We start from the raw sequence: 18,962 nt of genomic DNA, 5'->3' as shown, positions 1-18,962 counted from the left end.
GTTCAGCGACGGCGGCTGGTGCTGGGCGATACCTCGTAGGGGATGCATACCGCCTCGTTCGGCCCGCGAGTATATAACCACTGTCCCGCGGTTGCCTCGAATCGCCACCTCTTTGATCGCTCCGCCCGCCGGTAGCGGTATGAACGGCGTCGCAACCGCGCCCGGTGCCGGCACCGTGCTCAACGCCTTAGCGACCGGACAGGGCTCGGCCTTCGCTATCGACGCCGAGACGACGGCAACCGTCGAACTCGCGGCCGACGCCGAGACGGTAACTGGCGAGATCGCTGGCGCGCCTGACGCCGACACCCGCCTGATCGAACGCTGTGTCGAACGCGTCGTCGACCGCTTCGGCGACGGTGAGGGCGGCAGCGTCGCCACCGACAGCGAGGTGCCGATGGCCGCCGGGCTGAAGAGTTCGAGTGCTGCCGCTAACGCAACTGTGTTGGCGACGCTCGACGCACTTGGTGTTGATATTGTTGCCGACGATGTCGCCGACAGCACCGACACAGCCGCTGGCGACGCGATCACAAAAATCGACGCCTGCCGGATCGGCGTCGAGGCCGCCCGCGATGTTGGTGTCACGATCACCGGCGCGTTCGACGATGCCAGCGCGAGCATGCTCGGTGGCGTCGTCGTCACCGACAACACCGCCGACGAACTGCTCGCCCGAGAGACGCGCGACTGGACGGTGCTCGTCTGGACGCCACCGGAGCGCGCCTACAGCGCGGATGCCGACGTTGACCGCTGTGAGAACGTCGCCGGCATGGCCGATCTCGTCGCCGAGTTGGCTCTCGACGGTCGGTTCGGCGAGGCGATGACGGTCAACGGGCTGGCGTACTCGGCCGCGCTGGATTTCGACACCGACCCGACCGTCGAGGCCATGCCGCACTGCCACGGCGTCTCGCTGTCCGGGACCGGCCCGAGCGTCGTTGCGGTCGGCGACGAGGCGTCGCTGGCACCTGTCCGCGAATCATGGGCCGAGCGGGACGGCACGCTGATCGAGACGACTACCCGAACGACTGGAGCATCCATCCAATGAGTACGAACCCCGAACCCGACGAGATGAGCCTGGAGGAACTGCGCGAGGAGATCGAATCGATCGACCGGGAGATCGTCGAGCTGATCGCCCGTCGCACCTACGTCGCCGAAACGATCGCCGATGTCAAAGCCGAACGCGATCTACCGACGACCGACGAGAGCCAAGAGGATGCGGTGATGGAACGCGCTGGCGAGAACGCCGCTAAGTTCGACCTCGATTCCAACCTGGTGAAAACGGTCTTCCGGCTGCTGATCGAGTTGAACAAGGTCGAACAGCGCGAGAGCCGCTGAGAGGCTCTCTCACGAGACGTCTGTTGCTGGATTAGTTTTGATACGTGTCGATTCCTGTCACCTTGTGCGCGGGGCACTTTTGCGTTGTCCCAGTAACGACCAGCAGAATCCCGGCGACGAGGGAAACTGCGCCGACGACTGTCCCCACGGCGAGGTAGCCGGTGAAGGCGGCGAGTGCTGCCACAAGGAGTGCTGGTCCAAGGATGATGCGTGCGGTTCGGTCGAGTCCGCCAACGTTTTGCTGCATGTATCGACTTCGGGCGACAAAGGACATAGGGGTTGTTTTGGTTATTACCAAGCAGGTACGCGCACCTTCACTCAGCGGGGAGTCGGCTGTGACTACTGTTCTTTCGAAACGGTGGATGAACTTGCACCAGCAGTTCGATGTCTAACCAGAGCCGAACGGCGCGAAAGCTGGTGACTCAAAACACCAAAACACACAATATTCTGTGTTACCATAGATTTCTGTATGCCAAGTATCACGGTCAACGTCGATGATGACCTCAAAGATCGGATGGAGCAGCATCCAGAGATCAACTGGAGCGAGGTCACGCGCCAAGCCATTCAGGAAAAAATCGAGACGCTTGACGTGATGGCCGAACTCACGTCCGGCAGCGAACTCACCGAAAGCGACGTGGCGGAGATCGCCGATCGGATCAACGAGAGCGCGCATGACCGCGTTGAACCCGAGTCCGAATAGCCCGACGAATGAAACTGGTCGTCGATGCCAACGTCGTCATTTCCGCGCTCATCGCCGACTCGAAGACGCGTGAACTCCTCGTTACACTCGAACCGGACCTCCTCACTCCGGGCTTCGTTCACGACGAAATCGAGAACTACACGGGGTTGATCGCCGAGAAATCCGGCATGAGCCCGGATCGAGTCGAACAGTTCATCGACCTCCTCTTCCAGTATATCGACATCGTTCCCGCCCACGAGTTTTACTCGTCTATTGAGGCGGCTGAAGCGGCGATCGGCGAAACTGATCCTGACGACGTGTTGTACGTTGCGTGTGCGCTCGCTACCGACGCGGCCATCTGGAGCGACGACACTGATTTCGACGAACAAGCTGTCGTCGATACATATTCGACAAGCGACGTGATCGACGCTTTTGAGACGCGCTGACGACCGAACGGGCGATCCGATCAGGCAATCCGCTCACGGATCGTTGCCTGCTTCAACAGCAGAAAGCCGGCGAAGATAACGACGAAGCCAGCAACAGCGGCGATATCGAGTGATTCGTCGAGCACGAGCCATCCCGAGAGAGCGGCGAACACGGGGACTGTGTACGAGACGAGGTTGATCTCGATGGCTCCGAGGCGGTCGAGCAATTCGAAGTAGATGACGTAGCCGACCGCGCTGGCGAAGACGGCGAGATACACCACCGTCACGATTGCGGCCGGCGTGATGGCGACGTCGCCGACGGACTCCGACGGGAGGCCGGCACTCATCGCGTGCAGCAGCACGGCTCCCAGCGCGGTCGACCACGCGACCATGCCCTCGGTGCCGATGTCGCTATCGACGCGTTGGACGACGACACTTCCGAGAGCGACACAGGCCGCCGCCAGCAGGACGAACGCCGGCGCGACGAGGTCGGCAGCGAGCGGACCCGCGGATTCGGGGAAGGCGACCACCCCGACACCGAGGAAGCCGAGCAGAAGACCCACTGTTTCGATCCCGCCGAGACGTTCCTGTGGGAGCAAGACCCGCGAGAACCCCGTTGCGAGGATCGGGTTCATGGCGATGAGGATGGCGGCAACACCGCTGGTGACGCCCTGCTGGCCAATAAATAGAAAAGCGTTGTAGAGCGCGATGATGAGCGTCGCGCCGACGAGGACGGTCAGCCAGTCGGCCCGGCTTCGCGGTCGCCACTCGCCGGTCGTCGCGGCCACGTAGCCGACCATCAGCACCGCGGTCACGTCGTACCGCACCGCTGCGAACAACACCGGCGGAATGAATTCGAGGCCGAGTTTGATCGCCATGAACGAGGTGCCCCAGAGGAACGACAACAGGAGGAACAGCCCGGCATCGCGTGTGGTGCTCACAATCGATCTTTGACGACGGACGTGATAAATGAGTTGCAGCGAGCGGGTGGGCAGGGCAGTCGCGTCGGCTGGCGGCTCAGTACTCCCAGAGTCGCTCGATCCGGGATTCGATCTCGGGATGGGCGGCCTGTAGAGCGTCGACATCGGTTTCGCCATCGATGTTGATGACGTGGATCTCGCCGCGCTTGCCGTCGTACTGATCCTGGAAGTCGTAGACGACACCGACGGCCGTCACGGAGTCCGGTACATCGGTGCTGTTGCGGAGGTGTTCGATCTGGCGGTCGACGTTGTACTCGACGAGTCGGTTGATCTCTGCTTCCCGTGAGAGGTCGTCGGGGAGCCGTTCGATCCCCGGCGCAAGATGGGGTTTCAGCAGTTCGAGACAGTGTTCGATGCCGGCCGGCTCGTCGAGTCCGTTGATCAGAACCTCGTAGGCGGCAGTGACCGCGCCACAGCCGGTGTGGCCGACGACGACGGCGGTCTCAGTGCCGGTATGCGCGAGCGGGTAGAGCACGTCCCCGGAGACAACCGTTCCCTCGTCGGTCTCCTGGATGACACGATTGCCGATGTTGCCACACGTAAAGAGGGTGCCCGGCTCCGTGTTGTCCCACATTGCGTCCTGCAGCACACGCGAATCCGAACAGCAGACAGTGACCGCCCGGGGGGTTTGCCCCTCCTGCAGATCATCGAAACGGCCGTCGAACGCCGCAGCGTGTGCGGCGTTGCCCGCCAACAACTCCCTGACGAACTGGTTCATACCGTATCAAATACGAACCGCTCTATATAGCTTGATACTCGCCGGTGTCAGCCGGATCCCGCATTAGAACTCGCGGTTCGATTTCGATTTTAGGTCTGTCGGATCGGTTTCGATCCCGCCGCGGCCGACGAACTCGTAATCGTCGTCGACGAGTTGGACGACGCCGTCCTCGACGGCGAGATCGACTTCGCTGAGGTACGCGCCCTCGCAGGGGCCGAAGTTACAGAACCCTGTGTCGGATTCGAAGTACGCCCCGTGATTGGTGCAGATGATCTCCCCGTTTCGCATCTCCGCGCCGGAGCCCTTGTCGAGTTTGATATGTCGGAAGTGCTGGCAGTAGTTGAGCCAGCCGACGACGCCCTCGTCGTCTTTGATCATGATCGCTTCCCTGACCGCACCGGATTCCCTGTCGGCGGTCTGTCGAGCGTCGGCGTCAGTCGGCCGCACACGGAACAGGAACGTGGTGTCCGTCGGCACCTCCGATACCGGCGCGATTCCCCCGTCAGCACTCATTGGCGGCCGATAACGACCGCGGCGGTTTAACCCTACAGTTCCCGGCAGCGATCAGTCGTAGTACTCGCGGTCGATGCGGGCATCGAAGAGCCGCGAGAGCAGTGTCGTGATCGGGCCCGCAGCGGTCGAACCCGCTGTCTCGTTGTTGCTGTCGTCGTTGCCGTCGTTGCCAGCGTCGTTGCTGTCGTCGCTTCCGGCATCGTCACCGATCCGAATCCCATCGACGATATCCACGGGTCGAATCTCCCACGTCGAATTGGTGAAAAAGACCTCGTCGGCGTTGCGGATCTCGTCGGGCGTGTACTGGCCTTCTTCGACTGGAATCCCCTCTTCCTCTGCAATATCGAGGACGACTCGGCGGGTGATCCCCGGCAGCACCGGGCCGTCGAGACTCGGCGTGCGGAGCGCGTTGTCGCGGACGAAAAACAGGTTGCTCGTCGCACCCTCGGCGACGTGGCCGTCGGTATCGACCATGATCGCCTCGTCAGCGTCGGAAACCCGGAGTTCGAGCCGCGCGAGGATGCCGTTGAGATAGTTGTGCGTCTTCGCTCGCGCCGGGATCGCAGCGTCGGGAACGCGCTTGGTTTTGACTGTCTGGAGCGTCGCCGGTTCGTCCCAGACTGGCTGGCCGTCGCTGCCGCCGCGAGGCAGCGGTTTGACGATAACAACGACCGTGGGATCAACCGTTTCGTCGGGCGTGAGTTTGCCGGGCTGGACGCCGCGGGTGATCGACAGCCGGACGTAGGCCTCGCTGAGATCGTTGGCGGCGAGCGTTTCTTCGATCCGCCCATGGAGGTCGTCGGTGGCGAGTCCGTGCTTTAATCCAAGTACTGAACACGTCTTCTGCAGCCGGTCGGCGTGAGCTTCCCACGCGAAGACCTCGCCGCCGTAGGCACGCATCGTCTCGAAGGCGGCGTCGCCGTAGAGAAAGCCGCGGTCAGCGACGTTGACGCTGGCCTCGTCGGCCGGTACTAACTCGCCGTCGACGTGATAGACGAGGTTATTCGAATCAGGATCAGTCATTGGTGCCCTCGCAGATATCGACGAAGTTCTCAACCATCCCCTTGCCGTCGTCGGTCAGGATGCTTTCGGGGTGGAACTGGACACCGAACTGCGGCTGCTCGCGGTGGCGAACGCCCATCACGATCTCGCGGTCGTCGGCCGTGTGAGCGGTTTCGACAAGTTCGTCCGGGAGGTCGCCGCGTTCGACACACAGCGAGTGGTAGCGACCGACGCTGAGTTCGCTGTCGAGGCCAGCGAACAATCCACTGCCGTCGTGGGTAATCGTCGATGATTTCCCGTGGACGACGCTCGGCGCGTGGCCGACGCGGGAGCCGCGGGCCGCACACATCGCCTGATGGCCGAGACAGACGCCAAGGATCGGGCACTCGAAGTCAAATACGTCCATCGAGACGCCAGCGGACTGTGGCGTTCCCGGCCCCGGAGAGAGGACGATTCCGTCGGGGTCGATCCCGCGGATGCCGTCGCGGTCGACGGCGTCGTTGCGCCGCACTGCCACCTCGCCGGCGAATTCGCCGACGTACTGGACGAGGTTGTAGACGAACGAATCGTAGTTGTCGATCACGAGCACGCGCGGGCCATCGGCGACGTTGCCGTCGATGAGCCCGGCCGTTGCTGCTGCCGGCGAATCCGCGCTCATGCCGCCACCTCCGCGCTCGTTTCCGCCGCGCTCATTTCGCCGCCTCCTCGACGGTCAGCCGGCGGTCGGCCAGTGCGTCGTCGATAGCCATTACGAGTGCGCGACCTTTCGCCAGGGTTTCCTCGTACTCGGTTGCTGGATCGGAGTCGTGGACGATCCCGGCACCAACACGGAGGTAATACCGGTCGCGGTGCCGCGTCAGCGTCCGGATGANGATGTTNAGCGTCGCGCGGCCGTCGAANCCGAACNNNGCCATNNNCCCNGTNTANGGGCCGCGNCGGGTCGCCTCGACCTCGTCGATGATCTCCATCGTCCGCGGCTTCGGCGCGCCGGTGATGGTGCCGCCCGGAAACNTCGCNGCGANGGCGTCGNCNAGNNNGNGNTCCNNGCGGAGCCGGCCNTCNACNNGCGAGACGAGNTGCATCACCTCGGCGTAGCGGTCGATCCGGCGGTACTCGCTGACCTCCACGGAGCCGAAGTCGCTCACTTTCCCGAGATCGTTGCGTTCAAGATCGACCAACATTGCGTGCTCGGCGCGCTCCTTCACGTCGCCCAGCAGGTCGGTTTCGAGTGCGTCGTCGGTCGTCGCTGTCGAGCCGCGCGGCCGGGTGCCGGCGATGGGTTCGGTTCGCAGGCGGTCGCCCTCGCGTTCGAGGAGGAGTTCCGGGCTCGCGCTGACGAGATCGATCCCGGTCCAGCGGTCCTCGCCCCGCCCGGAAAATTCGATCAATCCCGAGTAGGGCGCGGGGTTGACCTCCCGGAGCGCGTCGTAGGCGGCGACCGGGTGGACGGCTGCGGGCGCGGTCAGCCGTTGGGAGAGATTCGTCTGGAAGGTGTCGCCGTCGCGGATGTATTCCTTCACCTGTCGGACGTGGTCGGCGAAGACGGCCTCGCTGGTGTCGCCGGTGAATTCGGCATCGTCGGCCTCGACCGGCGGTTGGCCGATGTCGGGATCACCATCGCGGGCTGCCGTCGCCAGCGACGATGCCCGCTCGACAGCCGTGTCGTAGATGTCGTCGACAGCATCGGCATCCGCTTCTTCGGGGATGCGCGGACAACACGTGATTCGCAGGTCGGCGGCGTCATCGTGTGGTTCGGGCCACGCGGCCACGCAGTCATAGACGCCGACTTGGAGCCGCGGCAGCCCGCGGTCGTCGGCCGCGTCGCCATCGAGCGTTTCGAGTTCGCGGGCGATGTCGTAGGAAAGCCAGCCGAACGCGCCACAGGGATAGGGCACCTCGCAGTCGCCACGAACGAGCGTTTCGCCGTCGAGCAGGCCAGCGAGGGCGGCAAGCGACGGCGTTTCGCGCTGATAGTCGCCGCCGGCTGCCCGTTCGGCGGCGCGTTCGGTGTCGGCGACGACGGCTTCGGGGGTGACTGTCAGTCGTTCGACCGGCTCGACCGCAAAATAGCCCCAGCCCGGCTGCCCGCCCGTCGTTTCGAAAAAGACGCCGCCGGGGCCGTCGCGGGCCCGCCGATAGGCTGCGAACGGATCGGCGACGGCGACCCGGAGTTCGACCGGGATGCGTGCCCCCGGCGGAGCGTCGGCCGCCAGCGAGCGGAACGCCGCCCGCTCGGTGACGACAGTCGGCGATTGCATATACGCCCCCTGTCGCCGCCGGCGGGTAACAGTTTCGTGACCGGTTACTTCTCGCTCGCGCGGTCGATCCAGTTGCTCACCGTTTTCGGCGAGACGCTGATCGCTTCGCCGATCTCCTCGGCGTCGCCCTCGGCCAACTCGGCGATGGAGGTGATGCCGGCTTCATGGAGTCGCTCGCTGTAGGCCGGGCCGATGCCCTTGATCGAATCCAGCGGCTCGTCGCTGTACTCGTCCGCGTCGTCAGCGGCGTCGGCTTCGTCCGTTTCGGTCTCGTCCGCTTCGGCCGTTTCGGTTTCGTCCTCGTCAGTCTCCGCACCCGTATCGGCTTCAGTCTCGGCGTCGCCCTCGTCGTCGGCGACCTCGGGTTCGCTGTCGTCGTCAGTCTCGGGTTCCGCTTCCGCCGCCGCTTCTGTCTCGTCAGCATCCGCTTCGGGCTCTGCGTCGTCGACGTCGACCTCGGGTTCGGTCTCGCCGGTCGCTTCGGGTTCGTCGTCGATATCTGCCTCCGGCTCGTCCTCGCTGCCCTCGTCAGCTGGGGATTCGGTGTCCGGCTCCTCGGCAGCGTCGGTCGTCGGTTCGTCCTCGATGACTGGCTCCGATTCGGGTTCGGCCGCCGCGTCGTCGCCCGGCGCATCGGATTCGTGTTCGACCGTGACCGTTGTTTCTGTCTCGCGGTCGTCGGAGCCGCCACCGATTCCAAGCAGCGATTTCAGTTTGCTGAGTAGGGCCATTACGGATAGATACACGATGACGCTATTTAAAAACCGGTCACACTCCGAACAGTCGAGACCGTTGGAGGGCTCGCTTGGTAAGCCGCGCTTACTGGGCCGTTTTTTGTCGACCGTGACTGTTCGTGACTAGCTACCGGAGAGTCATCGGAGACGACAGTTCAAAACGTTCATATATCGATGCCCAAATCGCCACACATGGCCGCAATTCGGTCCCTGAAACCAGCCATTGGGAGTCTCGTTCGCAACCCGATCATTCTCGTCGTTGCTGCAGCCGTTGGTGTGCTTCAACTGCCGCAGTTCGCCCTCCAGTCAATGTCGCCGCTGCTGGCCGGCGTTGGCTCGCTGCTGTTCAGTGGCGTGTTCCTGCTGTTTTTGCCCTTCTATCAGGGCGGGATGCTTGGGATGGCCGACGAAGCCCGCACCGGGACGACCGATCTCGGGACGCTGATCGATGTCGGCAAATCGAACTACATCTCGCTGTTGTTGGCTTACGTCGTCGTGATCGCCGTGGTGTTCGCGTTCACACTTCTCGGCGGGATCGTTGCCGCCGTTGCTGGTGCTGGAGCAGTCATCGGCGGCGGGCAGCCGAGCACGGCCGTACTCGTCGGCATCGGTCTCATCGGCCTGCTTTTCGGTCTCGCCTACCTCGCAGCGGTCTTGCTGATTCAGTTTTACGCCCATGCGATCGTGCTTGAGGATACGTCCGTCACGGACGGCTTCAAGCGAAGTATCAGTCTCGTTCGCAGCAACCTGCTGAGCGCGGTCGGCTACGCAGTCATCGTATTCGGCGGCGGTGGTCTCGCCGGCGGCATCGGTGCCGCAGCGTCGCTACTGTTTTCGCCCCAACCGGCGTTGCAGTCGGCCCTCCCTGAGGTGTCGCTGCCGCTGTTAGTGGGCGGGGCTGTGGTGTATATCCTCGTGCTCGCACTGCTCGGCGGGTTCTACGCGACGTACTCGGTGACGTTCTACCGCGATATCGCCGAACCGTCGCACGCACGGCTCTGACGGATCGGGTTTCGACTGGGGTTCTATTCTAAGGCGTCCCGCAGCGCGTCATCCATTGCGTCGATCGGTGCGTCTTCACCGGTCCAGATTTCGAAGGCTTCCACGCCCTGAAACAGCAGCATCCACGCGCCCTGAATCGTCGTCGCTCCCCCGGCGGCGGCGTCCCGGAGCAGCCGTGTCTCCCGCGGCGTATAGACCGCATCGAGGACGGCCAACTCCTCGTGCAGCAGTTCGGCAGGCACCGGCGTTTCGTCCTCCTCCATCCCGACGCTCGTTGCGTTGACCAGCAGGTCAGCCGCCGGAACCATCTGGTCTAAGCTGTCGAGGCCGCCACCCGTCGCGCCGTTGACTTCCGCGGCAAGCTCCTCGGCGCGTTCGACCGTTCGGTTGGCGATATGCACGTCCGCGCCGGCGTCGGCGAGTGCGAACGCCGTCGCTCGGCCCGCGCCGCCGGCCCCGACGACGACCGCCTCTGTGCCGTCGATGGCGACATCGTGGTGGTCGAACGAGCGCGTTACGCCGGCCGCGTCGGTGTTGTACCCCTGCGGCGGGCCCTCCTCGGGGAAGGCGACCGTGTTGACCGCGCCGATGCGGGCGGCCAGCGGGTCGGGCTCGACGAGCTCAAACACGTCCTGTTTGAATGGGATCGTGACGTTGAGGCCGGCGATGCCGAGGGCAGCCGCGCCGTCGATAGCCTGCTCGATTTCGTCTTCGGCGGGTTCGAACGTGACGTAGGTTGCATCCAGTCCGCGTTCGGCGTAGCCCGCCTCGTGCATCGGTGGCGACACCGAGTGGCCGACGGGGTTGCCGACGATTCCGTACACATCCATACGACGCCGTCGGGTGGCCAGCGAGTAAATTCCCTGTGTTCTTCGATCCGGTGGCGTTTTGCTGATCGGTCTCTCAGTCCGGGTGTGATCGGAATCGTCGTCAGCCGGGCCGACGAGGCCTCGACGCATATCGGCGAGCAGCTCCGGGCGGTCGGCGAGTGGACAGCCCACGAGGACACCGACCGCGCCGACAGCGACGGCGGCGGTACCTACTACACGACCGAGGGGTTCGAACTCCGGGAGTTCGACACCATCCACATCGAACTCGGCGATCCCGCGCCAGCGTTTTCTGACCCGGACAATCTGGATTTCATCGTCTTCGTCTCCCGGCACGCCGGCGAGACCGGCCGGCTGCTGACGGCTCACGTCACCGGCAACTTCGGGCCCGCGGAGTACGGCGGCGAGGACGGTGCCTTCGCCCGCGCCGCGCCGGGAGCGCACAAGGCCGTCGTCGCTGCCCTCGGCGAGCACGCGCCCGACGACTACGAGGTCGGCATCGAATGCACACATCACGGGCCGACCGACTGTGCGATCCCGTCGATGTTCGTCGAACTCGGCAGCGGCGAGGAGCAATGGCAGGACGCGGATGCCGCGCGAGCGATCGCCGAGGCCGTCCTCGACCTGCGCGGCGTCGCAGCGGATTACCGCCCCGACGGCGTCGCCGAGCCGCGGCACGTCGTCGGCTTCGGCGGCGGCCACTACACGCCGCGCTGCCATCGGATCGTCGTAGACACCGACTGGGCGGTCGGCCACATCGGTGCTGACTGGCAACTTGAGGCGATGGGTGATCCCGCCGCCAACCGCGATGTGATCGACGCCGCCTTCGCAGCGAGCAATGCCGAACTCGCTGTCGTTGATGGCGAAAAACCCGATCTGGAGACTGTCATCGACGATCTCGGCTACCGCGTCGTCAGCGAGACGTGGCTCCGAACCGTCGGCGAACGACCGCTCGCGGTCGTAGACGCAGCCGAGGAAACGCTCTCGACGGTCGCAGCGGGCCTTCGGTTCGGCGACGGGAGTGTGGCTGCTGACAACCCAACCGAGGCGTGGACGGTCGTCTCGCTCCCTGACGACCTCATCGGGGCCGCAAACGGGATGGACACCGACGCGACACTGGCGGCCGTCGTCGAGACGACGATCGCCTACGAGACGACTGAAGGGGCGACGCTGCCGGCCGATCGCGCGCTCGTCGCCGACTCCGCGGATTTCGTCGAACTCGTCGACCGGTTGGTGGCGTTGCTGGCGACGGAGTACGAATCGGTTGAGCAAACAGCGGAGGGCGTCGTCTGCCGGGACACTGGCTTCGATCCGGGGAAGGCCGAAACCCTCGGCGTGCCGGAGGGACCGAAGTTCGGTCGGCTGGCCTCAGGCGAGGCGGTGACGGTCAACGGCCGGGAGATCACCCCCGAGTCCGTCGAAAGCGAGCGGATCGAGCGGTTTTCGGTCGACTGGCCGGATTCGTATCAACCAGCTGTAACGGCTGAGACGGCGTCGGACGGGCGGCTGACGAATGGGGAAAGATAAATAGGCTTGGTTCGCAAGCCACGGACAGTAATGGACTCTATCGTTGACGACGCTATCGACGAGGCCGAGGATACCGAGGCGGAAGCCGAGGACTCCGAGGAACTCGACGGGCCCCCCAGCGGCAACCCCCAGTCCGGCTCGATGACTGACGAGGAGCTACAGGACGTTCTCGAAGACCTCCAAACCGACATCACCGTCGTCGGCTGCGGCGGTGGTGGCGGCAACACCATCAACCGCATGGCCGAGGAGGGTATTCAGGGCGCGAAGCTGGTCGCGGCCAACACCGACGTGCAGCACCTCGTTGACATCGAGGCCGACAGCAAGATCCTGATGGGCCAACAGAAGACTCAGGGTCGTGGCGCGGGCTCGCTGCCGCAGGTCGGCGAAGAGGCCGCCCTCGAAAGCCAAGAGGAGATCTACGACGCCATCGAGGGCTCGGATATGGTTTTCGTCACCGCTGGCCTCGGCGGCGGTACTGGAACTGGTGCGGCCCCCGTCGTCGCCAAGGCCGCCCGCGATTCCGGCGCGCTCACGATTTCGATTGTCACGACGCCGTTCACCGCAGAGGGCGAAGTCCGGCGCACGAACGCCGAGGCCGGCCTCGAACGCCTGCGGGACGTCAGCGATACAGTCATCGTCGTCCCTAATGACCGACTGCTCGATGCGGTCGGCAAACTCCCCGTCCGGCAAGCCTTCCAGGTCAGCGACGAAGTCCTGATGCGCTCGGTGAAAGGAATTACCGAACTTATCACTAAACCCGGCCTCGTCAACCTCGACTTCGCCGACGTGCGGACGGTCATGGAGAAAGGCGGCGTCGCTATGATTGGCCTCGGCGAATCCGACTCCGAATCGAAGGCCCAAGACTCGGTCAAAAGCGCGCTCCGGTCGCCGCTGCTCGATGTCGACATCTCGGGCGCGAACTCCGCGCTCGTCAACGTCACCGGCGGCAACGACATGGCCATCGAGGAGGCCGAGGGCGTCGTCGAAGAGATCTACGACCGGATCGACCCCGACGCGCGGATTATCTGGGGGACCTCCATCGACGAGGAACTGGAGGGCACGATGCGGACGATGATCGTCGTCACCGGCGTCGAATCCCCGCAGATCTACGGCAGCAGCGAAGTCGCCCAAGAGCAGGCCGAAACCGCCCAGCAGTCCGCCGACCCTGAACCGGCTGACGACGACGATATCGACTTCGTCGAATAACTCCGCTCCTGTTGCCGTCGCCGTTTGGTTCCTATCGAAACCATTAGGCCCACACCAGCCGAAGCCACGCCTATGTCAGACGAGGACGCCAACGGGGACGGCGACGCCGACGACACGCCGACGGTCCAACTCGGCGACGGCCGCGAGGTTGCGGGCGCGCCGATCGCTCGCGTCGCCGCCCGACTCACCTGGCCACAGACGAAAAGCGACATCCTCGAAAAGTTCGGCGATACCGAGATCCGCACGCCCGACGGCCCCGAGTCGTTGGCGACGATCCTCGAATCGGTCGATATCACCTATTTCGATCGTCGGCAGACGTTCGTCGCCGCTGTCCGCGACGTCGTCGGCCGCGAACCCGTCGCCACCGAGTAACGTCTCCGGGCTCCGTTGCTGTTCGGCGCGTCGACCCGCTTCCTTTTGCTCACGCGGCACCAACGCAGAGTCATGACGCTCCCCATCGATCCCGCTGCTATCGATCCCGACGAGTACGGCGAAAAACAGACGACGCTGGCGATGGATCACGAGGCAGCCATCGAACACGTCCGCGAGGTNTNNNNCGACNNCGGGTTCGGNNTNCCNGTCGAGTTCTCNCCCTCGGAGATGCTCAACGAGAAGGTCGACGCCGGCCGTGACCCGTACTACGTGCTCGGNGCCTGTAANCCNGNGNTNGCCGACCGNGCNCTNGANGCGACCGACGGCCGGATCGGCGCGCTGTTTCCCTGCAACATGATCATCTGGGAGGAGGAGCCAGGCGTCCAGCGCGTCTACCACCTCAGTATCATGAAGATCGCCCGCCTGCTCGGGTTGCCGACCGACGACGAAGCAATGGACGAGATCATCGCCGACACCGGCGAGATGGTGGCGGCTGTGTTCGCGGAACTCGACGGCGACGTCTGAGCCGGCTATTCGAAGGCGTCGAGGCCGGTCTGTCGCCCGGCCGCCAGCGTCGATTTTCGCCGCAGATCAGCGAGGCTCACCGGTAGCTGCTCAGTGATCCCCGCGACCGCGTCGTCGAACGTCTCGCTGACGGCGTGGTCGCCGTCGAAGGCGTGGCGGATCGCTTCTCTCACTTGCCAGACGCCGACTGGCCCCCAGTAGTCGTCGGAGACGTGCCGGAGGACGAGGGCCTTCGCCTGTCGGTCGATGGAATCGAGGTATTCGAGGACGGCCAGCCGCGCGGCGTAGTACGCGCCCGCCGTCTCCTCGACGTACTGCGTTCGCCCCTCGTGGCCCTCGTAGTCGCTGGCGAGCCAGACGCCCGCGGCTGGATCGGGGTTCCAGACGCTGCCAGGGGCTTTGAATTCGACGAGTTCGAACTCCCACTGGCCGGGCGCGAGGATGATCCAGAAGCTGTTGCCCAGATACTCGTTGTGCCAGACCGACACCGTATCGACGCTCGTGGCGTTTCGCTGCTTACCTCGCACATATTGGCCGACGGTGTCGTCGACGGCGGTGATCGACCACCGCGTCGGCACGAGGCGGCGGTTTTCGCTCTGGCCGAGCGCGCCCGCCGAGAGGATGGTGTTGATCTCGTAGACGTCGAACCCCCGGTTGTAGAGGTAGTTCATCGCCCCCGTCGCTCGCCAGTCGTCGTCTTCGAGCGTCTTTTTCACGGGGCGTGGGACGTGGGGATTCTCGGTCAGACTTGCGTCGTTGGCGCGTGCTCGCGGCCCCGTCGGGGCCGACACGTCGTCGACGCTGTCGGCGAGCTCGAGTTCCGGCGACCCGTCGAGGCCGACTTCGATCCCGACCGGTCGATCCGCGAGGGCGACCTCGCGCTGGACGCCGAGGAAACCCTCCCACGTGTCGTGGACGTTCGTCTCGACGGGCGCAGTCTGGTTCGCGTTGAGTAGGGAGGTACGGCGTTCGAACACGTCGCCGATGCTGACGCCTTCTTCGTACCACGCGCCGTCGGTGACGAACTGCCCGGCGTCGCTCTCGTTGCCGACTGGCGACAGCAAGCCCGTCGAGACGTTCGGGTAGCCCGCGCGGCCGACGAAGATCGAGGGTGAGACGCTACCGACGGCGTCACCGCCGCTGATCTCGGCGAACTGATTTTGGACGCCATCGAGGCGTTCGAGAATCTCATAGGATTTCTCGCCGGCGAGGCGACGACGCTCGGCGCGTTCGTTCCGCTCGATCTCGATGAATTCCGAAAGCCGCATCTATACGAAGTTGGGATAGCGGTCGGCTTGAATATTCGGTCAGTCGGTGAAGTCGTGTCCAGCTACGAATCTACTGTATCGTGTAGAAAGCCCTCGGCTCTCTCGACTCCCGGGACTCGCTGCGCTCCTCACTCGCGTTGCTCGTTGCGGTGCTTGCGTCGTCCGGGTTCGCCGAGAGAGCCTCGCCCTTTCAGTCCGCCAGGAGTGGCGGTTGGTCAACCGGCTACCCAGTTGCTTGTTTGTTCGTACTGAGTACCGCCGAAAAACAAATTCCGTCGTTCAGGTCGGAATGCCCATCGCTTCGATCTGCTCCTGATACCGGTTGCGGATCGTGACCTCGGTCACTTGGGCGACATCGGCGACTTCGCGTTGGGTCTTCTTTTCGTTACACAGCAGCGACGCGGCGTAGATCGCGGCGGCGGCGAATCCGGTCGGCGACTTCCCGGAGAGGAGTCCTTGCTCGGCGGTCGTGTCGATGATCTCCTTGGCCTTTGCTTGAACTTCTTCGCTGAGTTCGAGTTGTGAGGAAAAGCGCGGAACGTACTTCTTGGGATCGACGGGTCGCATTTCGAGGCCGAGTTCTTGGGAGATGTAGCGGTAGGTCCGGCCGATCTCCTTGCGCTCGACCCGGGAGACCTCGGCGATCTCTTCGAGGCTGCGCGGGATGCCCTCCTTTCGGCAGGCCGCATAGAGGACGGCTGTCGAGACGCCCTCGATTGAGCGCCCGCGGATCAGATCCTCGTTGAGCGCGCGGCGGTAGATGACCGACGCGACCTCCCGTACGGAGCGGGGGACGCCGATCGCACTCGCCATGCGGTCGATCTCGCTGAGTGCGAACTGCAGGTTCCGCTCGCCGGCGTCCTTGGTGCGGATTCGCTCCTGCCATTTGCGGAGCCGATGCATCTGGCTCCGCTTTTCGGACGACAGCGACCGGCCGTAGGCGTCCTNGTNCTNCCAGTCGATNNNCGTCGTCANCCCCTTGTCGTGCATCGTNTNNGTCGTCGGCGCNCCNACNCGNGATTTCNNCTGNCGCTCCGAGTGGTTGAATGCCCGCCACTCCGGCCCCCGATCGATCTGGTCCTCTTCGAGTATCAGCCCCGTCGGCTCGTGGATGAGTTCGTCATCGGCCGTCCGCTTGACCTCGTCGGGATCGACGTTGTCGAGGTCGATGTCCTCCTCCGTCTCTTCGTCAGCCTGCCGTTGGGGCTCTCGGTTGGACCGTTGTCGCCGTGTCATTACACTTATATAGTTGTTGACTATCCTTTGTTAAAGGTTGTGTGTCAATTGCTGTCATATATCTCGATGGGTCGGCGACGGCGATGGTTTTGCGGCGCGCGTCGCTATCGAGAGCGAATTAGCTTTCAACACCGATCCGATAGAACCGACTATGCCGACGATTACGTGTGATCCCGCGGCTGCCGCCGACCGCCTTCGAGACGCCGGGGTCACAGTCGAGTCCGGCAACACGCCCCACGAGCAGTGGCGCGCCGAACGCGGCGAGGCGGTCGCCGTCGCCTACGACGACAAGGTCGTCGTCCAAGGGGCCGACCCGACCGAACTGACGCTCCTGTTGGAGGAGGGCGGCGGCCGCGCACACGTCTACTTCGACGGGGCCTGCCGCGGCAACCCCGGCCCCGCAGCGGTCGGCTGGGTGATCGTCACCAGCGACGGCATCGCCGCCGACGGCGGCCAGCGGATCGGCGAGACGACGAACAACCAAGCCGAGTACGCGGCCCTGATCCGGGCCGTTGAGGCCGCCCGCGATTACGGCGTCAGCGAGATCGACATCCGCGGCGACAGCGAACTCGTGGTCAAACAGGTCCGCGGCGAGTGGGATACGAACGATCCGGACCTCCGCGAGCGTCGCGTGCGCGTCCACGAACTGCTCGCTGCCTTCGATCGCTGGTCGATCGCTCACGTCCCCCGCGAGGTCAACGAACGCGCCGACGAACTCGCAAACGACGCCTTCGACACCTAACCGAGGTTTTCCATATATGACACCCGACGATTCACCGACTGACAACGCGACACCTGAGACGGCGGAAGACGAGTCGAACGACGCTGACAACCCCCTCCCTGAAACCGTCGTTGACGAAGCCGAACGGCTGACTCGACTCGCTCGGCAGGTCGGCGACGAAGCCGAACAGGAGGCCTACCGAGCACAACGCGACGACACGCTGGCCGAGCATGACTACACGGCGCGACTCCGCGAGGAGGACGAGACGCTGGTGTTGTATCCCGACGCATGGCTCGACGGCGACACGGTGCGACTGGAGCGCGTTGAGGATACCGACCGCGCGGTCGAGGTGTCGTTGTCGGCGACCGCCGGCGACGACGACTGGGCTGCCATCGAGGCTGCCAACGCCGAGTTGGTCGAACGCGTCGCCGACGAACACGGCTCACCGCACGCGGCGAACGCCCGGGCGTTCGCGGATTTCATGGGGAACCACTATCTCACCCGGATCGAGGATGCCACCGCTGAGCACGTGCAGGAATTTACCGAAGAGTACTACCCACGCAACGCGTGGGCGACAGCCGACCAACGGGCCGCCGTCGATGCCTCTCTGGAGTATTTGTTTGCGGCCGCCGACACCGAATGCCCAACGATGCCGGCGGATGTGGAAAATTAACCGTCGATCAGGTCACGCACGTCGTCTGCCCGGTCGCTGTCGGTGACGAACTTGCCCAGTGACCATTCGAAGCGGTCGAGGATGGCGTCGTAGCCAGCCTGCGTAAGTTCGTACTGGTTGGTGCGTTTGTCGAGTTCGCTCTTNTCGACGAGCNCCANCTCGACGAGGTCNTCGAGGTTGGGGTAGAGCCGNCCGTGGTTNACNTCNGNNCCGTAGTANGNNTCGAGNTCNCGCTTGATCGCAAGCCCATAGCGGGGCTCCTCTGCGAGGATAACGAGGATGTTCTGTTGGAATGCGGTCAAGTCTCGTGCCAGGCCCGAACCATCACTGATTGATTGTGCCTCTGACATAGCTGTAAACATGTCACCGAACTATTTAACGGTTTGCAAAACCGGTATTTCCACCCGTCTGACGGTAAACAACTGGACAATATAACAGGGAAATACAACAGTGGTTAGTGTCTGTTCGCTCACGCCAGCAGTTCACGGTGGGGTGAATCGCTTCTACTCGCCGCAGCGACGACTCCTCTAACAGCAGTCCCGAAAGTGTTTTGCGGCCGGTTTCGGAAGAACACCTACACATGGCAAACCTCTGGAACGACCTCGACGCGGGCCCTGACGCCCCGGAAACGATCCACGCGGTGATTGANTGNCTNAAAGGCGAGCGNAACAANTACGAGTACGACAAGGACATCCCNGNNGTCGTNCTCGACCGCGTGCTCCACTCGAACGTCCACTACCCCTCCGACTACGGGTTCATCCCGCAGTCGTACTACGACGACGAGGACCCGTTCGACGTGCTCGTGCTCGTCGAGGACCAGACGTTCCCCGGCTGCGTCATCGAGGCGCGCCCGGTGGCGCTGATGAAGATGGACGACGACGGCGAGCAGGACGACAAGGTCATCGCCGTCCCGAGCGAGGACCCNCGCTACGACCACATCGAGGANCTCGNCGACATCCCCGAACAG

Annotated in this window: 23 protein-coding genes and 1 pseudogene (1 of these 24 only partly in view); 12 read left to right on the top strand and 12 right to left on the bottom strand. The window is 64.1% G+C overall.

Features of this window, described 5'->3' with window-relative positions:
• The first annotated feature begins 139 nt into the window (after positions 1–139).
• Together EGH24_RS01255 and EGH24_RS01250 are read left to right on the top strand one after the other, a co-directional pair.
• Positions 140–1,039, top strand: a complete 900-nt coding sequence (locus tag EGH24_RS01255) for a shikimate kinase (RefSeq protein WP_142978357.1) — start codon at positions 140–142, stop codon at positions 1,037–1,039.
• Complete coding sequence (locus EGH24_RS01250) at positions 1,036–1,329, top strand: chorismate mutase (RefSeq protein ID WP_142978356.1); 294 nt, start codon at positions 1,036–1,038, stop codon at positions 1,327–1,329. Before EGH24_RS01255 ends, EGH24_RS01250 begins: the two co-directional genes overlap by 4 nt.
• 31 nt (positions 1,330–1,360) lie before the next feature.
• On the opposite strand, the gene EGH24_RS01245 is transcribed toward EGH24_RS01250, so the two are convergent.
• Positions 1,361–1,576 carry a YgaP family membrane protein gene (locus EGH24_RS01245; RefSeq protein ID WP_142978355.1) on the bottom strand — a complete coding sequence of 72 codons (216 nt, stop codon included), beginning with the start codon at positions 1,574–1,576 and terminating at the stop codon, positions 1,361–1,363.
• A 222-nt stretch (positions 1,577–1,798) separates the two neighbouring features.
• Between EGH24_RS01245 and EGH24_RS01240 the strand changes: the two genes are divergently transcribed.
• On the top strand, positions 1,799–2,029 hold the full coding sequence (locus EGH24_RS01240) for a DUF4256 domain-containing protein (RefSeq protein WP_142978354.1): 231 nt from the start codon (positions 1,799–1,801) through the stop codon (positions 2,027–2,029).
• A gap of 8 nt (positions 2,030–2,037) precedes the next feature.
• Positions 2,038–2,454, top strand: coding sequence for a PIN domain-containing protein (locus tag EGH24_RS01235; RefSeq protein ID WP_142978353.1), 417 nt, complete (start codon positions 2,038–2,040; stop codon positions 2,452–2,454).
• Between the two features lie 20 nt (positions 2,455–2,474).
• Here EGH24_RS01235 and EGH24_RS01230 read toward each other — a convergent pair whose 3' ends face one another.
• From EGH24_RS01230 to EGH24_RS01200, 7 genes and pseudogenes are all read right to left on the bottom strand, one after another.
• Positions 2,475–3,374, bottom strand: a complete 900-nt coding sequence (locus EGH24_RS01230) for a DMT family transporter (protein WP_221886693.1) — start codon at positions 3,372–3,374, stop codon at positions 2,475–2,477.
• A 76-nt stretch (positions 3,375–3,450) separates the two neighbouring features.
• On the bottom strand, positions 3,451–4,131 hold the full coding sequence (locus EGH24_RS01225) for a carbonic anhydrase (RefSeq protein WP_142978351.1): 681 nt from the start codon (positions 4,129–4,131) through the stop codon (positions 3,451–3,453).
• Between the two features lie 63 nt (positions 4,132–4,194).
• A complete protein-coding gene (locus EGH24_RS01220; protein WP_142978350.1) occupies positions 4,195–4,644 on the bottom strand; it encodes a Rieske (2Fe-2S) protein in 450 nt (149 codons plus the stop codon).
• Between the two features lie 51 nt (positions 4,645–4,695).
• Positions 4,696–5,667, bottom strand: coding sequence for an aminotransferase class IV (locus tag EGH24_RS01215; protein WP_142978349.1), 972 nt, complete (start codon positions 5,665–5,667; stop codon positions 4,696–4,698).
• The gene (locus EGH24_RS01210) at positions 5,660–6,304 is read right to left on the bottom strand and encodes an anthranilate synthase component II (RefSeq protein WP_142978348.1); all 645 of its coding nucleotides are present in this window, start codon (positions 6,302–6,304) and stop codon (positions 5,660–5,662) included. Before EGH24_RS01210 ends, EGH24_RS01215 begins: the two co-directional genes overlap by 8 nt.
• Before the next feature lie 31 nt (positions 6,305–6,335).
• Positions 6,336–7,904 (bottom strand): annotated as a pseudogene (locus tag EGH24_RS01205) (anthranilate synthase component I family protein).
• 44 nt (positions 7,905–7,948) lie between these two features.
• Positions 7,949–8,635 (bottom strand): helix-hairpin-helix domain-containing protein, encoded by a 687-nt coding sequence (locus EGH24_RS01200; RefSeq protein ID WP_142978347.1) that lies wholly within the window; start codon positions 8,633–8,635, stop codon positions 7,949–7,951.
• A gap of 195 nt (positions 8,636–8,830) precedes the next feature.
• Between EGH24_RS01200 and EGH24_RS01195 the strand changes: the two genes are divergently transcribed.
• Positions 8,831–9,640 (top strand): DUF7847 domain-containing protein, encoded by an 810-nt coding sequence (locus EGH24_RS01195; protein ID WP_142978346.1) that lies wholly within the window; start codon positions 8,831–8,833, stop codon positions 9,638–9,640.
• 23 nt (positions 9,641–9,663) lie between these two features.
• On the opposite strand, the gene EGH24_RS01190 is transcribed toward EGH24_RS01195, so the two are convergent.
• On the bottom strand, positions 9,664–10,470 hold the full coding sequence (locus tag EGH24_RS01190; protein WP_142978345.1) for a shikimate dehydrogenase: 807 nt from the start codon (positions 10,468–10,470) through the stop codon (positions 9,664–9,666).
• Positions 10,471–10,554: 84 nt separating this feature from the next.
• Here EGH24_RS01190 and EGH24_RS01185 point away from each other — a divergent pair, with 84 nt between their 5' ends.
• The 4 genes from EGH24_RS01185 (at position 10,555) to EGH24_RS01170 (ending at position 14,097) form a co-directional block, all read left to right on the top strand.
• Complete coding sequence (locus tag EGH24_RS01185) at positions 10,555–11,994, top strand: D-aminoacyl-tRNA deacylase (protein WP_142978344.1); 1,440 nt, start codon at positions 10,555–10,557, stop codon at positions 11,992–11,994.
• A 30-nt stretch (positions 11,995–12,024) separates the two neighbouring features.
• A complete protein-coding gene (ftsZ, locus tag EGH24_RS01180; protein ID WP_142978343.1) occupies positions 12,025–13,200 on the top strand; it encodes a cell division protein FtsZ in 1,176 nt (391 codons plus the stop codon).
• A 72-nt stretch (positions 13,201–13,272) separates the two neighbouring features.
• A complete protein-coding gene (locus EGH24_RS01175; RefSeq protein ID WP_142978342.1) occupies positions 13,273–13,572 on the top strand; it encodes a DUF5789 family protein in 300 nt (99 codons plus the stop codon).
• A 72-nt stretch (positions 13,573–13,644) separates the two neighbouring features.
• Entirely contained in the window at positions 13,645–14,097 is a 453-nt protein-coding gene (locus EGH24_RS01170) for a DUF302 domain-containing protein (RefSeq protein WP_142978341.1), read from the top strand.
• 5 nt (positions 14,098–14,102) lie between these two features.
• Here EGH24_RS01170 and nreA read toward each other — a convergent pair whose 3' ends face one another.
• Both nreA and EGH24_RS01160 read right to left on the bottom strand, forming a co-directional pair.
• Entirely contained in the window at positions 14,103–15,365 is a 1,263-nt protein-coding gene (nreA, locus tag EGH24_RS01165; protein WP_142978340.1) for a DNA repair protein NreA, read from the bottom strand.
• 279 nt (positions 15,366–15,644) lie between these two features.
• Positions 15,645–16,601: a transcription initiation factor IIB gene (locus tag EGH24_RS01160; RefSeq protein WP_142978339.1), complete on the bottom strand. Its 957-nt coding sequence runs from the start codon at positions 16,599–16,601 to the stop codon at positions 15,645–15,647.
• A gap of 151 nt (positions 16,602–16,752) precedes the next feature.
• Between EGH24_RS01160 and rnhA the strand changes: the two genes are divergently transcribed.
• Positions 16,753–17,343: a ribonuclease HI gene (rnhA, locus tag EGH24_RS01155; RefSeq protein ID WP_142978338.1), complete on the top strand. Its 591-nt coding sequence runs from the start codon at positions 16,753–16,755 to the stop codon at positions 17,341–17,343.
• Between the two features lie 16 nt (positions 17,344–17,359).
• Entirely contained in the window at positions 17,360–17,995 is a 636-nt protein-coding gene (locus EGH24_RS01150) for a DUF7108 family protein (RefSeq protein ID WP_246057864.1), read from the top strand.
• On the opposite strand, the gene EGH24_RS01145 is transcribed toward EGH24_RS01150, so the two are convergent.
• Positions 17,992–18,345, bottom strand: a complete 354-nt coding sequence (locus tag EGH24_RS01145) for a PadR family transcriptional regulator (RefSeq protein ID WP_142978337.1) — start codon at positions 18,343–18,345, stop codon at positions 17,992–17,994. The two genes, EGH24_RS01150 and EGH24_RS01145, sit on opposite strands and share 4 nt — an antisense overlap.
• A gap of 230 nt (positions 18,346–18,575) precedes the next feature.
• Between EGH24_RS01145 and EGH24_RS01140 the strand changes: the two genes are divergently transcribed.
• Positions 18,576–18,962 carry the 5' portion of an inorganic diphosphatase gene (locus tag EGH24_RS01140; protein ID WP_142978336.1) on the top strand. The gene runs 144 nt beyond the window's last position, so 387 of the gene's 531 nt are visible here — the first part of the coding sequence; the start codon lies at positions 18,576–18,578; its stop codon lies off the right edge, out of view.

The sequence above is a fragment of the Halonotius terrestris genome, from assembly GCF_006861665.1.
Lineage (GTDB): Archaea > Halobacteriota > Halobacteria > Halobacteriales > Haloferacaceae > Halonotius > Halonotius terrestris.
Note: the sequence above shows the minus strand (reverse complement) of the source record. Positions and strands in the feature narration are given on the sequence as shown.

Bases quoted from the DNA above. Each gene is read 5' to 3' on its own strand.
- EGH24_RS01255 (WP_142978357.1), top strand. From the start codon at position 140: ATGAACGGCGTCGCAACCGCGCCCGGTGCCGGCACCGTGCTCAACGCC.
- EGH24_RS01250 (WP_142978356.1), top strand. From the start codon at position 1,036: ATGAGTACGAACCCCGAACCCGACGAGATGAGCCTGGAGGAACTGCGC.
- EGH24_RS01245 (WP_142978355.1), bottom strand. From the start codon at position 1,576: ATGCAGCAAAACGTTGGCGGACTCGACCGAACCGCACGCATCATCCTT.
- EGH24_RS01240 (WP_142978354.1), top strand. From the start codon at position 1,799: ATGCCAAGTATCACGGTCAACGTCGATGATGACCTCAAAGATCGGATG.
- EGH24_RS01235 (WP_142978353.1), top strand. From the start codon at position 2,038: ATGAAACTGGTCGTCGATGCCAACGTCGTCATTTCCGCGCTCATCGCC.
- EGH24_RS01225 (WP_142978351.1), bottom strand. From the start codon at position 4,131: ATGAACCAGTTCGTCAGGGAGTTGTTGGCGGGCAACGCCGCACACGCT.
- EGH24_RS01220 (WP_142978350.1), bottom strand. From the start codon at position 4,644: ATGAGTGCTGACGGGGGAATCGCGCCGGTATCGGAGGTGCCGACGGAC.
- EGH24_RS01215 (WP_142978349.1), bottom strand. From the start codon at position 5,667: ATGACTGATCCTGATTCGAATAACCTCGTCTATCACGTCGACGGCGAG.
- EGH24_RS01210 (WP_142978348.1), bottom strand. From the start codon at position 6,304: ATGAGCGCGGATTCGCCGGCAGCAGCAACGGCCGGGCTCATCGACGGC.
- EGH24_RS01200 (WP_142978347.1), bottom strand. From the start codon at position 8,635: ATGGCCCTACTCAGCAAACTGAAATCGCTGCTTGGAATCGGTGGCGGC.
- EGH24_RS01195 (WP_142978346.1), top strand. From the start codon at position 8,831: ATGGCCGCAATTCGGTCCCTGAAACCAGCCATTGGGAGTCTCGTTCGC.
- EGH24_RS01190 (WP_142978345.1), bottom strand. From the start codon at position 10,470: ATGGATGTGTACGGAATCGTCGGCAACCCCGTCGGCCACTCGGTGTCG.
- ftsZ (WP_142978343.1), top strand. From the start codon at position 12,025: ATGGACTCTATCGTTGACGACGCTATCGACGAGGCCGAGGATACCGAG.
- EGH24_RS01175 (WP_142978342.1), top strand. From the start codon at position 13,273: ATGTCAGACGAGGACGCCAACGGGGACGGCGACGCCGACGACACGCCG.
- nreA (WP_142978340.1), bottom strand. From the start codon at position 15,365: ATGCGGCTTTCGGAATTCATCGAGATCGAGCGGAACGAACGCGCCGAG.
- rnhA (WP_142978338.1), top strand. From the start codon at position 16,753: ATGCCGACGATTACGTGTGATCCCGCGGCTGCCGCCGACCGCCTTCGA.
- EGH24_RS01150 (WP_246057864.1), top strand. From the start codon at position 17,360: ATGACACCCGACGATTCACCGACTGACAACGCGACACCTGAGACGGCG.